Source organism: Corynebacterium nasorum (assembly GCF_022347325.1).
Classification (GTDB): Bacteria; Actinomycetota; Actinomycetes; order Mycobacteriales; family Mycobacteriaceae; genus Corynebacterium; species Corynebacterium kefirresidentii.
The window spans coordinates 19,424-32,854 of record NZ_JAKRDU010000012.1 but is presented as its reverse complement, the minus strand read 5'-3'; the positions used below and the strand labels follow the sequence as shown (position 1 = coordinate 32,854).

Genomic DNA, 13,431 nt, shown 5'->3' with positions numbered 1-13,431 from the left:
ACCCTGCCACGGGCGGGAAGTGTGGGTGAACTTACTTGGTACGAACGGCTGTTACGAAGGGGCCGGTCTGCTTTAGCTTCCAGCCCTTGTCAAAGACATCGGCGTTGAAGAAGACCGCGCGATAGCGAATATTCGGCTGATTGGGGTAGATATCTTCTGCCAAATGCAGCTTGAAACCATCGTCCTTATTTTCCAAATCACCGCGGAAGATCATGACATCCGGGCTGCGCCACGCAGCGGAATCCAGGGCCTTGCGGAACTCATCCGGCTTCATGTCCCAGGAATCGTTGGCCCAGGTTTCAATCTGCTCATTGCGGGTGCTGAACTCACCCAGTGGATTGGCATAGTGGCTGGTAAAGGCGTTGAAACCCCAATAAGGGTAGTAAGACATGAAGATCTTTTCATCAGTAAGCACCACCGTGCCATCCGGCGTATAGCCCTGGTCCTGGATGAAGTTGTGGATATCCAGGTAGTAATGAGCAGAATCGCTAGTGAAGCGGTCGGCGCGCTCGCCATAGCCATCGGTATCGCTATAGGCGTGGTCGATGGCGTCCTCGTTGGCCTCCGGAATCTGCTGCGCATAGAAGACGCCGGCCAGGGCGAGGATAATGCCCAAGACCGCGGTGATTTGCTTATTGGTGGTGTGGGAGAAGCGCGCCGGGTAGAGGCGGTGTACGCCCAAGAGGCGAACCTCGGCTAAGGCTAGGACACCGGCGGTAGCAAAAAGGAGTACCACGATGATTTCGAGGCGGAAGCTCAGCAGCGTGGTGCCGGCCAGCGTTGCCACCATAGACACAACGATCCATAGATAGCTGCCGATGAGGGAGATTCCCAGCGCGCGCACCTCTTGGTCATTGAGACGAATGACCATGTAGATAAGTCCCATGAGGCAGAGGAAGCCCACAATGCTAAAGGACAAAAATGGCACTGGAATCTGGGTGCCTTCCTCCGGCAGGTAGTGCTGCGCGGTGGTCTGCAGCGGTACTGGCGAGTGCATGACCGCCCATACATAGGGTCCCCAGGCGATGAGCGCGATGGCAATGGAGCCTGCCGCCATTACCGCCAGTCGCACGATGGGTCGCCACGTATGCTCATATAGCGCGGTAAAGAGCGCGATGAGGCTGACCACGGTGAGCGCGGCCGCACCGGTGAAAAGCGTGTAGAAGGTGGCGGAAATGCCCAGGTAGAGTGTTACACCCAGGGTGGAGAGCCAAGAGCCGCGGAAGGCGCGGGCGCTGAGCACCGCGACGGTGGGCAAGCCCATGGCGATGACTGCGGAGTAGGGCTCCTCGGCCGCGATGGTGAGCGTAATCGCGGTGGTGACTAGGGCGATGGCGGTGGCGACCGGTAGGGAGCTGGTGAGGCGCTGCCAGAGGGGCACCAAAATGCAGCCGGCTACAGCGATGGAGATAAGCGCCCAGGGCTGGTAGACCTCCCATCCCGGAATGCCCAATAGTGCTCCCAAGCGGCCGCCCAACCAGAACCAGCCAATGGGGTAAAAGGATGGCATATCCTGGTAGTTCATATCCGCATAGCCCATCTCATCCACCGAGCGGGTGAGGAACTGGGTGCGGAAAGCCTGGTCCACCTGCACGCCGTCGAGCCACAAACGGGAGGCGGACAACGGCAGGCCCACGGCAGCCAAGGTCAATAGCGCGGGGGAGAGATAGGTGACCGCGTAGGTCAGCCAGACCCGCCAGCGCGGCCGTGTAAAGGAATCCTTGTAGTGGTCATAAAGCCACCACACGCACAGCCCGCCGGCTAGAGCCAGCGTGACCACCACACCCACTGTGCTCAGCGCGCGGGTGACCATGGAGGTATTAAAAGAAGGCAGAGATACCGTCTTGAAGGCAAACCAGCCCAGCAGCGTGAGCACACCACTGGCTAGGGCGGTCAACACAATACCCAGCAGGGTCGCCCGATGAGTCAGCGCATCGGCGCGGTAGGCCTCGGTGCGCGGATTTTCGCTCACGGGCGTTGACTGGGTGGGTATAGCTGTGCTTGTCATGCCCATTAGTTTCGCATACCCAAGCGCTACAACCCAGATTTGGCGCGGGCAGGAAAACACTTGCTTTCCGACGCCCCCTTATACACCACCGCCCCCGCCCCTCCCCGCCGCGGGCGCGCGGCGGGGAGGGGCGGGGGCGAGGCGGCTGGCAGGCGCCAGTGCAGAAACCGCGGTGATTTAGAACGGCAGCTTGCGGAAAATGGCCTGCGGAATGAACTTGAATGCCAAAGAAACGTATTCAAACAGCGGGTGCACGAAGATGGACTGCTTGCCATCGAGCACGGCCTTCACGGTGGCTTCGGCAACATCGGAGACGTTGACGGTCAACGGGGCGTCGCCAGCCTCGGCGGACATCTTGGTGCGAACCTGGCCCGGGCGGACAACCAGCACGTTGGCGCCGGTGCCGCGCAGGGCCTCACCCAGGTTGATGTAGAAGCCGTCCACGCCTGCCTTGGAAGCACCGTAGACAAAGTTGGAACGGCGCACGCGCATGCCAGCCACGGAGGACATGGCGACGATGGTGCCGTGGCCCTGGTGCTTGACCTTCTCGCCCAGAAGCACGCCCACGGAAACCGGGGCGGTGTAGTTGGTCTGCGCGGAGGCGACGGCCTTGTCGTGGTTTTGCCACAGCTCCTCCTGGTCACCCAGGGTGCCGAAGGCAACGATGGCCACGTCTACGTCGCCACGTGCCCAGGCTTTATTGATTACCTCTGGGTGGGAGTCAAAGTCAGTGGCGTCGAAGTCTAGAACCTCTACGTCAGCGCCGCGAGATTCCAGGTCTGCCTTGGCCTGGGCGATGCGCGGGGACTCCGGGCGGGCAGCCAGGGTGACCTTGGCGGGGCCGCGCTGCAGGAATTCGGAGACGACGCCGAGGCCGATCTCAGAGGTGCCGCCCAGAAGCAGGATGTGTTGTGCTTGGCCTACTGCATTAAGCATGGTCAGTAAATCTCCTTAAAGGTGTTATTTCCAGTGATTAGTGCAGCTCGAGGCGGCGGGACATATCGGAGGCGAAGACGCCGGTCGGGTCGATTTCATTGCGGGTCTTCAGCCAGCCCTCCATGCCCGGGTACATCTTGTGGAAGTTCTCCGCGGAAGTGCGGGACTCCTTGGCCAAGTAGAGGCGGCCGCCGAATTCCATCACGCGGCGGTCCAAGTCATCCAAGAACTTGCCCAGGCCCGGACGGATGGGGAAGTCCACGCAGACGTTCCAACCCGGCATTGGATAGGACAGCGGCGCGCGGTTGCCTTCACCGAAGAGCTTGAACACGTTGAGGGCCGAGTAGTGGCCGGAGCGTTGCATATCGCGGATGATCTCCTTGAACGGCTCCACGGCCTCGGTCGGTACCACGAACTGGTACTGCAAGAAGCCCTTGGAACCGTAGCCGCGGTTCCACTCACCGATGAGATCCAACGGCTGGTAGAACTGCGTCAGGTTCTTGACCTGGTTCTTGGCCGGTGCACCCATGGTGTAGTAGGCCAAACCCACAGCGGAGAGGGAAAGCTTATTCATGGTCCAGGACGGGAAGATATCCGGCACCGTCATCAGCTGCGGCGCATTGAACTTCAACGGATCCTTAGCCAGCTTCGGGGCTAACTCTTCCAGCTGTGCCAAGGTGGCCAGCGAACCGCGGGAAATGGTGGAGCGACCCAGCTTTGGTTCTGGCGAAATGACATCGAACCAGGCGGAAGAATAAGTGTAGTTGTGCTCGGAACCATCGGAGTGGAAAGCGATGGTTTCATCCAAGTTATCGGTGCGGTCCGTATCTGCGATGAAATAAGCGGTTTCCGTCTTGGTCATGCGGATGGTGGCGCGCAGAATGATGCCGGTCAGACCCATGCCGCCAACGGTGGCCCAGAAGAGGTCGCCGTTCGGGTCGTCCTCGGAGCCCTCCGGGGTCAGGTGCAGCACGCGGCCATCGGCCACGAGCAGCTCCATGGAGACCACGTGGTTACCAAAGGAGCCGGTGGAGTGGTGGTTCTTGCCGTGAATATCCGGGCCGATTGCGCCACCGATGGTGACCTGGCGGGTACCCGGCAGAACTGGAACCCACAGGCCATAAGGCAGGGCAGCCTTCATCAGCTGGTCTAGGGTGACACCACCATCGACGTCCACCAGAGCGGACTCCGGGTCGATGGAGTGGATCTTATTGAGCTTTTGCATGTCGATGACCAGGCCGCCGCCATTTTGGGCGGGGTCACCGTAGGAGCGGCCCATACCGCGGGCAATGACGCCACGGCGCAGGTGGGCGGGCTTATCCGAGTTATCTTCTGCAACCTGGGCCACGGCCTTCTTGATCACGTCCACGTCTTCGGTGGCGAGAACATGGGCGGTCGTCGGGGCGGTGCGGCCCCAGCCGTGCAGGGACTTTTCAGTGGTATGTAATTCCATCTCTTACTCTTTGCTCGACGGATTTGTGTCGCCTCCCTAGCCTACCTAGCTCACACGAGGGTAGACGGAGTGACGCGAGTGATATTCAGAACAAAACGGACGCTTGTACTGCCCGAATGTGTCCGTTTATAGATCCATAAGCGCGCGGATTTCCTCCGGCAGTTCTTCCTGAGATTCAATAATCGGGCCATCGTACTCCCGCAAAAGGTCATAGACACGAGCGCGCGAGGAGGAATCCAGCATGGGCAATTCCTCTGCCATCAGGCGAGTCATGAAAGGACTCAACGGCACATCGGTGTGTTCCGTGGCCTCGAAGTGGCCGTTGCGCTTATCGTCTTCCGCACGCACATCCTGAGCCGCCTGCTGCGCTGGCGTCATGTGCTCTGTCTTATCCGAGTACATGCGCATTAGCTTACCGCCGCTTAAAGTGGTCGCTATGACCAACAACCACGAGACGCAAGATCAGCGCCAAGACAACTACGCCCTCGATGACACCCTGGCGGGCCGCATTACCCAAGCCGCTGCCGTGGGTATCGCGACCTCTTATCCGGATTGGATCACATCCAAAGGCGGTTTGATTACTGCCTATACCTTGTCTTTCTTTGGTTTTGGTGCCCTGGTGGCCTATACCAACGCGCACGCGGAACAGGATGGTGATGAGCCGCGCTCCCCGCAGGATGCATCCGATCAGGGCCTCAAACCTTGGGCCATTTTTGCCGCAGTGGTGCTGCTGCTCATCCTAGGCGGCTGGATGAACGTTGCATTTTCGCGCCGAATGGTAAAGTTCCTGCGCAAGCGCGGTGCCAAGCGGCCCTGGACCCTGTTGGGCGCCGTTGGTGCGGCACTGACGTTCCTAATTAGTGAGTTGGAAGCGCGCGATATCGCAAAACTAGCAGCCTAAAACTTGCGTATGGTGGGGCTCATGAACGCAGGGGTCACCGATATCGCACAGGCGCGGGCCAAACGCGCCAATAGCGTGGTATCCCTCAAACGCGAGCCCCTAACAATCATTTGCCAAGCTGCGAATATCCGCGCCGATGGCGAGGTGCACCGCCAGATTGGCTTTAGCGATGCCCTGACCTTCACCGAGTTGCACCGTGTGCTGCGCATTTGCTTTGGCCTGCCGGAGGAGGAATCCCCCTGGCACTTTTATGAACACACCGAGGCGCGTGGCCCGCGCATCGATCCGGAACGTCAGGCCTCCGAATTCCTCTGGCGCGAAGGCGATCAAATCGACTTCGCCTGGGGGCTATGGGACTTCGAGCTGGTGGTAGCTGAAATTTATCCGCGCGATAATGGCACCCCGGAAGCGCTATGCGTAGGCGGTTCGGGCTCGCTCTTTGCACCCTTTGAATTAACCAGCGTCAACCGGGAATTGACCGGGCAAGAAGTCACCGACGAGGTCCTTTCCGCGGTAGCGTCCCCTGTGCGTGATTTGATTGAGCGCACCAAGCTCTATGACTTTGTTCCGCTGCTGCAGGCGATGGACCTGAGCAGGGGTACCGAATTGTCACCGCAAACTGCCCGCGTGCTCGCCAGCCTGCCGCGCGAGGTTACCCATGAAGGCAAAGACGCCTTTTGGTCCATGGCGCTAGCCCTATCGTGCATGGGGGGCGCGGAGCTGACCGATTCCGTCGTGGAGACCACCATGGATGCCCTCGGCTGGGTCAATGACGATGGCTCGGCGCTGACCGGGGCTGAAGTGCGGGAGTTATGTGCGGCATCGTTGCAGCAATTGGCGGGGATAGGCGCCTATGGTGCCGAATCCGCCGCGCCGGTGGATCGGTTGGACATGTACCGAGCGCTCTTGCGCGGGTAGGCTACTCACTCGTGACTAACTCCGCTGATGACGCCGTAGAAGTAAAACCTTCGTCCACCTCGCTGCACACCCAACTGGTGCGATTTATTTCCGTGGGTGTAGGTGCCGCCGCCATTGACTATGGCCTGACGCTTTTATTGACGTACTTGGGACTGCACCGTTCCGCCGCCAAGGCCATCGGTTGGGTCTTTGGCACCATTGCCGCCTACCTGGCTAATGCACGGTGGACCTTTGGGGCCAAGGTCTCCGGCCGTACGGCCGTCACCGTCGGGATCTTGTACGCCTCCACTTTCGCGGTTCAAAACTTCCTATACTGGGTGCTCAATGAGCCGCTTTTATCCCTTGGCTTAGAAGGCGTGCTTAAAGACACCATCGCCTTTGTCATCGCCCAGGGCGTGGCCACAGTGACCAATTTTGCCATTCAGAGGGCCTTCATTTTTAAAGAAAAATAACCTCACCACGGGAATCGAGCCCGACCAATCTGCGCGCGGGGTGTCAAGCTCTCGGTGGTGGCGGGTATGTGCCGCGCTTATCGATGCCCCCTTGCCCAGCCCCTGCAGTTCGGCTTCGGCCTAGCTAGGGCGTCGGAAATTTTCCCTGCGCCCGCGGTTGTGAAGCTTGAGCCATTCGATAAAGCCGGCCGGATCGTGGCGCTGGATCAGGAAGAACCAGCCAAAGCGGGCGAATTCCTGTGGCAGTAGCTTGCGCATGCCGCGTTGCCACAGCAGGTAGCCGCGATTGCGGTAAGTGAAAAACCGCTTGAACTCACCCTCTGGAAACTGGGTGTGCATCTTGCCGCCCAAAATGGGCTTAAACTCATCCGATCCATCTGGGTGCAGGTAGCTTGTGGTCAGCGCCGTGCCGAAAGAAAGCCCGGAATTAACCAGCCGGCGGTGGTATTCCACCTCATCGCCGCGGATGAAGAGCCGATAGTCCGGTACACCAATGATTTCCATGGCCGCTGCGGAAATCAGCGCGCCGTTAAATAGCGATGCGATGCCAGGCAGGAAATCGCCCTCCAGCTCATCCATTCGTCGGCGCCACACTAGGCCTTGGCGCAGGGGGAAGGCGAGCTGGTCGGGATCGTTGATATTGCATACCGCTGGCGAGACCTCATGCAAACGGTTGGCCTCGGCCACCCGATACAGCTCTGCAAGGACAGTGTTATCGGCGGGGCGGCCATCGTCATCGGCACACCACACGGCATCCGCCCCCAAAGAAAGGGCGGTGAGAAAGCCCAGCGCAAAGCCACCAGCTCCGCCCAGGTTGGTCTCCGAAGGCACGTAGACGCCGCGGTCTCCCGCCATGGACTCGACAAGTTCACGCACTGCATTTTCCGCACCATTATCCACCACGATCACCCACTGCACGGGGTGGGTTTGGTGTACCACCTGTTCGAGCGATGCCCGCAGCAGTTCGGCGCGCTGATGGGTAACAATGACGGCGGCGGTAGAACCGGTAGAAGTCAGGGTGGCAGTCATGGGTTCCATCTTGCCACCGGGGTGGGGGACCAGCGCAGAAACACTCCGCATTGGTGGAGCGAAAAGTGGATATAGGCGCAGCTTTGCGGATACTGTGAAGCCTATGGAAAACTTCTGGCCGCCTTTTGCGGTGACCATTCGGGCCTGCGATGATACGGGCCGCGGGGTTGACCTGCGTGTCATGCGCGATGAGGACATCGCACAGGTAGCGCAGGTGTGTGCGGAAGATATCTATGGCGACGACATTCCAGAACATGCATTTCCCTGGCTTTTTGATGAGAAGACGAATACCCCCGCCGCCATGGCCCAGCACCGATGGGAGCACCGAGCGAAGCTGTGTCCCCAGAAGTGGACCTTGGATTTCATCGCTCGCCAGGTAGAAACCCAAGAATTAGTAGGCGTGGTGGACCTGTCGGCAGAAAATTTTGCGGCCGCACGGGAAATAGAAACTGCATCATGGGTGCTGCACCGCTTTCAAGGCCAAGGCTATGGCACGCTTATCCGTCAGGCTATGGCGGCGTTTTCCTTCTTGCACCTCGATGCGGGTTCGCTGTGCACCAGTTGGATAAAACCCAACCGCGCCTCAGCCCGGGTGAGTGAAAAGTTGGGCTACCGCGTTAGCACCGAGGAAAAGGAAGAGCCTGCGGGCCCAGGAAAAATTAACCGGCCGGTGGTCAGCGCGCGCCTAAGCGCTGCGGACTATCACCGGCCGGAAGGGGTGCAGGTGGACGTGACGGGTGTGGGGGACCCGCTGCTGCATATGCTCAGCTAGTTGCCGCTGGTGTCCTCATTTTCAAAACGCTCGCGCAGGTCGCGGACGTAGTCGCCCACCTCAGGTCCTTCGTACTCACCGACGACCTCGGAAACCTCGCCTACCGAGCGGATCTCACCGTGGTCGATCCACAAGGCGGTATTGCATAGCTGGGCCAAAAAGTCATTGGAGTGGGAGGCAAAGACCAGGATGCCGGAGCGCTTCACCAGCTCCTGCAGGCGTACGCGTGCCTTGGCCATGAAGGCGGCGTCGACCGCACCAATGCCCTCATCCAACAACAGGATTTCCGGCTCAATGGAGGTCACCACGCCGAGTGCCAAGCGCACTCGCATACCGGTGGAATAGGTGCGCAGCGGCATGGAGAGATAATCGCCGAGCTCAGAAAACTCCGCAATCTCATCCATCTTCTTTTTCATCTGCTTGATGGACTGGCCCAAAAACAGGCCGCGGATAATGATGTTGTCGTAGCCAGAAACTTCCGGGTCCATGCCTACGCCCAAATCAAAAACGGGGGCCACCCGGCCGCGCACATCGGCAGAACCGCGGGTGGGCTCATAAATCCCAGACAAGAGGCGCAGCAAGGTGGATTTGCCGGCGCCGTTATGGCCCACCAAACCCACGCGATCGCCCTCGCGCAGGTGCAGGTTAACGTCCTTCAGGGCTTCCACCACGACGGTGTTTTGGGCATTTTTGCCAATGGCGCCACCGGCAGAAGAGAGCATGGCCTTCTTCAGTGAGCGAGATTTGGCATCAAAGATGGGAAAGTCCACGCACGCGTTATACGTATCAATCGAGACCATCAGTCAGTATCCTTTCGAGGAATCTCCACAAGTACAGGGCGTGGGCTTAGACCCAGTAGCTGACGCGGAAGCGCCACTTGCGCATGACCAAGCCGGCGATGAGCAGGCCGAGCACGGTGCAGCCGATAACGATCCACCAGTGGTAGGCGGCTACCGGCTCACCGATCATGGGTGCGCGGACGATTTCTAGGTAGTGATAGAGCGGGTTGATCTCCGCGATGCGGGCTCGCCCGGCCACAGCACCGCCCTGATCCTTCAGGGTATTAGTCATCCACACAATCGGGGTGACGTAGAACAAGAGCTGGGTTAAAGCCTCCAGCAGCGGGGCTACGTCACGGAAGCGGGTGGCAATGATGCCAAAGAACATCGTGACCCACACGCCGTTGACCAACAACAACGCCAAGCCTGGGATAAAGAGGAAGAACTCCCAACCCAGGCTGCGCGGGAAGATGAGGATAAGCAACAGCCAGATGATGAGGTTATGGCCCAAAAATAATGTTTGGCGCCACACCAGGCGGTAGACGTGCACCGAAAGAGGGGCGGGAAGCTGTTTAATCAAGCCCTCATTATCAATGAAGACGGTGGAGCCTTCCTTGATACAGCCCGAAATGAAGGTCCACATAATAAGGCCCACGGTGACGTGGGGGAGGAACTCCGCGACGGGAATCTGGAAGAGCATGGAGTACAAAAGGCCCAAGGCGAGGGCCATCACGCCGGTGGCGATGGTGATCCAAAACGGGCCCAGGACAGAGCGGCGGTAGCGCTGCTTAATATCTTGAATACCCAGTTTGAACCACAGCTCGCGCTGCTGTGCACCCTGCGCAAGGTCCGCGAAGGCGGCCTTGAGGGTCTCGGACTGGGACGCTGGGGTGGCCTCGCCGTCTGGCTGGGAGGTCATGCGGGCGATATCAGCGCGCAGTTGATTGTTATCTTGCACGCTCAACACCCTAGCGCGCGGGCTGGGCAAACGGGAACTACACGCCGCTAGCCTGCGAAAACGGCCGTATTCAGCGAAAATCCAGATTTGGGAAACTTGGGCCAAACGCGTATACAGTAGGGAATCGACCGCCACTGAGTGGCGATGCCTAGCGCGAAAAAGAAGGGACCGAAATGCCAGCAGGAGCTTCGGCGCACTATGACGTATTCAGTGTGCGCGGTTTATACACCGGGCTATCTGATGGTTGGACCTACCTTAACGCGCACGCGGTTCCCCAGATTTCTGAGCGAGTAGCCTCCGGCGTGGCCCGCTCTTTCCGTATGTCTACTGCGGTGGCGCCCCAGGAAGGGCCGGGCGGCGCCCACTCTGCCACACCCGCGCCGGGGCGCTTGGAAGGAGATGGGAATTACACCGCTGCGCGCATGGCCGTAGCGGATCTGACCGGTTCCAAAGCAGACCGCGTGGTGCTCGGCCCCTCCCTGCCGGTTCTTTACCAGTCCTTGGCGCATGCGGCGCGCCCGCTGCTCGGCAGCAATTCCTCACTAGTGCTCTCAAAGCTGGACCCGCCTTCCCTGTATTCAGCATTTTCTGAGGTCAAAGCAGAAACCCGCTGGGCCCAGCCGGACTTAGGCACGGGTGAGTTGCCGGGGTTCCAATTCGCCGAGCTTGTCGACGGCTCCACGCGACTTGTCGCTTTCTCTGCCGCCCACGAGCTTTTGGGTACGGTCTCCCCGACGGCTGAGATCATAGACACCGTGCATGAACGCTCTCGCGCCTGGACGCTTCTCGACGTCTCTGCGATCGCCCCCTACCGCCCCATCAACTTCGATGAGCTCGGTGCCGATATCTTGGGTCTCGACCTTGGTCTGCTGGGCGGCCCGCAGCTAGCGGCCTTGGTATTCCGCGATACCCGTATGTTCCGCCGCCTCGATGCCCTCGATCCGGTGCATGCCAGCAAGGGCGCTCGCAAGCTGGAAACGCCAATTTCCTCTGGCCTGGCCGGCGGTGTCGGACCACTCGTGGACCATCTTGCCGCCCTCGCCGGTGGGGAGAATGGCTCCCGTCGCAAGCGCCTGCGCACCTCTATGGATGCGCTTAGCGCCTACCTCGAGGACCTGCGCGGGGACCTTTATTCCTTCTTGAGCACCCTGCCTGCCGTACACATCCTCGGAGTGACGGGAGAGGCGGCCGCAGGCGCATCCGATGATCGCCTGCCGCGCCTTACCTTTGCCGTGAGGGGTGTTCCAGCGGAGACCGTGTACAAGCGTCTCTTTGATAATGGTCTGGTCACCACGCTTGCCCCGCAGACCCCGTTGCTAACGGAGATGGGCGTGGAGGAAATCGGCGGCGCCGTTACCGTTGCGCTTGGCCCCTTCAACACTTATCACGACGTCGAGCATCTCATCCGCGTCGTAGCCTCGCTGGCTTAAACGGCAAGCACCAAGGTGCCGGTGACCTCGCCGCTGTCTAGGGCAGTGTGGGCTTGGGCGGCGTCGGCAAGCGGGTAAGTAGCGTGCAGCGCGTGCTTTACGCGGCCGTCTTCCAGCATGGGCCACACATTTTCTACCGTGCCCGCCACAATCCGTGCCTTGTCTTCTAAGTCGCGGGCGCGCACCGTCGTACCCTGGATGGTCAGGCGCTTGGGCAGCATGGCGCCCAAGTTGATTTCCGCCTTAGTACCGCCCTGCATGCCAATGATGATGAGCTTGCCGTCCTTAGCCAGGCATTTCATATTCTTTTCCAGATATTTCGCGCCGATGATGTCCAAAATGACGTCGCAGCTTCCCTTCAACTCTTCTACGAAGTCGTGCTCCTTATAGTTGATGAGAATATCGGCGCCCAGCTCGCGGCAACGATCCAACTTCTCCTGTGACCCGGCCGTCACCGCTACCTCTGCGCCCAACGCCTTGGCTACCTGGATGGCAAAAGTGCCAACGCCGCCGCCTCCGCCATGTATGAGGACGCGTTGGCCCTCGTGAAGGCCCGCCTCAATGCCTAGGTTGGACCACACGGTGCACGCGACCTCAACCACCGCTGCAGTTTCCTCAACGCTGAACCCCTCGGGCACGGGAAGCAGCTGGCCCTGCGGAACCGCGACGTATTCGGCGTAGCCACCACCCGCGAGCAGGCAGCCCACCTCGGTGCCTACCTCCCAGTTCGTATCCCCGGCATCGGCGATGGTGCCTGCTGCTTCTAAGCCCAAGATTTCCGATGCCCCCGGTGGCGGCGGATAGGCACCCATCGTCTGCAGGATATCGCCGCGGTTAACGCCGGCTGCCTGCACTTTGACGAGTACTTCTCCCGAGCGCAGCTTAGGGACCTCGACTTCGCGGAGCTCTAAGGACCGGCGATCCTGCGGATCGGTCTGAACGATGGCCTTCATGTGTGTTGTAGTCATGGATCCAATCTAACGAACCTTGTGTGTCCTGTGCCATGAAATTCGGAGTAACCTACTGCGACATTCAGTGTTGCAGGTGGCTTTTTGGGAAACCGGGCTATCTATTTAGTACACTGACCAAGTTGCTTCGTAGACACGATGAGTGTTTTCGAAGAACACCATGGAGACGTGGCAGAGCGGCCGAATGCACCGGTCTTGAAAACCGGCGAGGTTTATTCCTCCGCGGGTTCAAATCCCGCCGTCTCCGCCAACGTCATAATTTATGGCTCGGCGATACCTCGGTAGCTTCTGGCTCACGCTAGGAGTTACCGTTTTCTCGTTTTACTTATGTGCGGCTATCCCGGGAGGCCTCACCCTGGATGGTGTTAACCCGAACTTGGTCATGGCGGGGCACCGGAAAACGGCTTGGGGTAAAAACCTGCTTATTGTGGTGCTGCGGCGTTTCATACCGGGGGATGACGCGCCTGGTGCGGCGCAGACTTAATCTTGGAAATGTACAGGGCAAGTGAGATGTGATTGTGATCAAGCTCTGTAGCGAAGATAAAAATTACTCGTCGAAAGGACACCATGAGCACTTCGGAGTTTTACCTAGCAGCAGCGGAATCTACTAACCCTAACGATACGTGGTGGTTCCTCGGGTTCCTTCCCATCCTTTTGCTCGTCGCGTTCTGGATAGCGGCCTTAATTTCTATCATTTTTTCTGGGTACACGCTTGCGGCGAAGGTGCTCTTTATCGTCGCTACCTTCACACTGCCCTTCTTAGGACCGCTGATCTGGTTCCTCTTTGTTCGCGGAAAAGAAGACAAGAATAGAAGGGTCTAGACGGC

At 59.4% G+C, this 13,431-nt stretch carries 14 protein-coding genes and 1 tRNA gene; 7 read left to right on the top strand and 8 right to left on the bottom strand.

Features of this window, described 5'->3' with window-relative positions; all coding sequences use genetic code 11:
- Positions 1–31 precede the first annotated feature (31 nt).
- The 4 genes from MHK05_RS09465 to MHK05_RS09450 all read right to left on the bottom strand — a co-directional run bounded on the left by MHK05_RS09465 (position 32) and on the right by MHK05_RS09450 (position 4,799).
- Positions 32–2,008, bottom strand: coding sequence for a galactan 5-O-arabinofuranosyltransferase (locus MHK05_RS09465; RefSeq protein WP_239206309.1), 1,977 nt, complete (start codon positions 2,006–2,008; stop codon positions 32–34).
- Between the two features lie 177 nt (positions 2,009–2,185).
- Positions 2,186–2,944 carry a decaprenylphospho-beta-D-erythro-pentofuranosid-2-ulose 2-reductase gene (gene dprE2 / locus MHK05_RS09460; protein WP_239206307.1) on the bottom strand — a complete coding sequence of 253 codons (759 nt, stop codon included), beginning with the start codon at positions 2,942–2,944 and terminating at the stop codon, positions 2,186–2,188.
- 37 nt (positions 2,945–2,981) lie between these two features.
- Positions 2,982–4,397 carry a decaprenylphosphoryl-beta-D-ribose oxidase gene (gene dprE1 / locus MHK05_RS09455; RefSeq protein ID WP_239206305.1) on the bottom strand — a complete coding sequence of 472 codons (1,416 nt, stop codon included), beginning with the start codon at positions 4,395–4,397 and terminating at the stop codon, positions 2,982–2,984.
- A gap of 126 nt (positions 4,398–4,523) precedes the next feature.
- Positions 4,524–4,799 (bottom strand): hypothetical protein, encoded by a 276-nt coding sequence (locus MHK05_RS09450; protein ID WP_034656156.1) that lies wholly within the window; start codon positions 4,797–4,799, stop codon positions 4,524–4,526.
- Between the two features lie 34 nt (positions 4,800–4,833).
- On the opposite strand from MHK05_RS09450, the gene MHK05_RS09445 reads away from it, so the two are divergent.
- From MHK05_RS09445 to MHK05_RS09435, 3 genes are read left to right on the top strand one after another with little or no spacing between them, the layout of a single operon-like run.
- On the top strand, positions 4,834–5,298 hold the full coding sequence (locus tag MHK05_RS09445; RefSeq protein ID WP_023020346.1) for a hypothetical protein: 465 nt from the start codon (positions 4,834–4,836) through the stop codon (positions 5,296–5,298).
- A 9-nt stretch (positions 5,299–5,307) separates the two neighbouring features.
- On the top strand, positions 5,308–6,216 hold the full coding sequence (locus MHK05_RS09440; protein WP_239206303.1) for a plasmid pRiA4b ORF-3 family protein: 909 nt from the start codon (positions 5,308–5,310) through the stop codon (positions 6,214–6,216).
- Positions 6,217–6,227: 11 nt separating this feature from the next.
- Positions 6,228–6,668 (top strand): GtrA family protein, encoded by a 441-nt coding sequence (locus MHK05_RS09435; protein ID WP_208612471.1) that lies wholly within the window; start codon positions 6,228–6,230, stop codon positions 6,666–6,668.
- Between the two features lie 120 nt (positions 6,669–6,788).
- Here MHK05_RS09435 and glfT1 read toward each other — a convergent pair whose 3' ends face one another.
- Positions 6,789–7,706 (bottom strand): galactofuranosyltransferase GlfT1, encoded by a 918-nt coding sequence (glfT1, locus tag MHK05_RS09430; protein WP_239206357.1) that lies wholly within the window; start codon positions 7,704–7,706, stop codon positions 6,789–6,791.
- A gap of 94 nt (positions 7,707–7,800) precedes the next feature.
- On the opposite strand from glfT1, the gene MHK05_RS09425 reads away from it, so the two are divergent.
- Positions 7,801–8,469 carry a GNAT family N-acetyltransferase gene (locus tag MHK05_RS09425; protein ID WP_023020350.1) on the top strand — a complete coding sequence of 223 codons (669 nt, stop codon included), beginning with the start codon at positions 7,801–7,803 and terminating at the stop codon, positions 8,467–8,469.
- Here MHK05_RS09425 and wzt read toward each other — a convergent pair.
- Together wzt and wzm are read right to left on the bottom strand one after the other, a co-directional pair.
- Positions 8,466–9,269, bottom strand: a complete 804-nt coding sequence (wzt, locus tag MHK05_RS09420) for a galactan export ABC transporter ATP-binding subunit Wzt/RfbE (protein WP_023020351.1) — start codon at positions 9,267–9,269, stop codon at positions 8,466–8,468. The genes MHK05_RS09425 and wzt overlap by 4 nt on opposite strands.
- Before the next feature lie 46 nt (positions 9,270–9,315).
- Positions 9,316–10,167, bottom strand: a complete 852-nt coding sequence (wzm, locus tag MHK05_RS09415; protein ID WP_051138321.1) for a galactan export ABC transporter permease subunit Wzm/RfbD — start codon at positions 10,165–10,167, stop codon at positions 9,316–9,318.
- Between the two features lie 212 nt (positions 10,168–10,379).
- Between wzm and MHK05_RS09410 the strand changes: the two genes are divergently transcribed.
- A complete protein-coding gene (locus tag MHK05_RS09410; RefSeq protein ID WP_239206301.1) occupies positions 10,380–11,636 on the top strand; it encodes an aminotransferase class V-fold PLP-dependent enzyme in 1,257 nt (418 codons plus the stop codon).
- On the opposite strand, the gene MHK05_RS09405 is transcribed toward MHK05_RS09410, so the two are convergent.
- Entirely contained in the window at positions 11,633–12,589 is a 957-nt protein-coding gene (locus tag MHK05_RS09405; protein WP_239206355.1) for an NAD(P)H-quinone oxidoreductase, read from the bottom strand. The two genes, MHK05_RS09410 and MHK05_RS09405, sit on opposite strands and share 4 nt — an antisense overlap.
- A gap of 177 nt (positions 12,590–12,766) precedes the next feature.
- Between MHK05_RS09405 and MHK05_RS09400 the strand changes: the two genes are divergently transcribed.
- Positions 12,767–12,854: transfer RNA gene (locus tag MHK05_RS09400), tRNA-Ser, on the top strand.
- 317 nt (positions 12,855–13,171) lie between these two features.
- Entirely contained in the window at positions 13,172–13,426 is a 255-nt protein-coding gene (locus MHK05_RS09395) for a PLD nuclease N-terminal domain-containing protein (RefSeq protein WP_023020355.1), read from the top strand.
- The last annotated feature ends 5 nt before the right edge of the window (positions 13,427–13,431 follow it).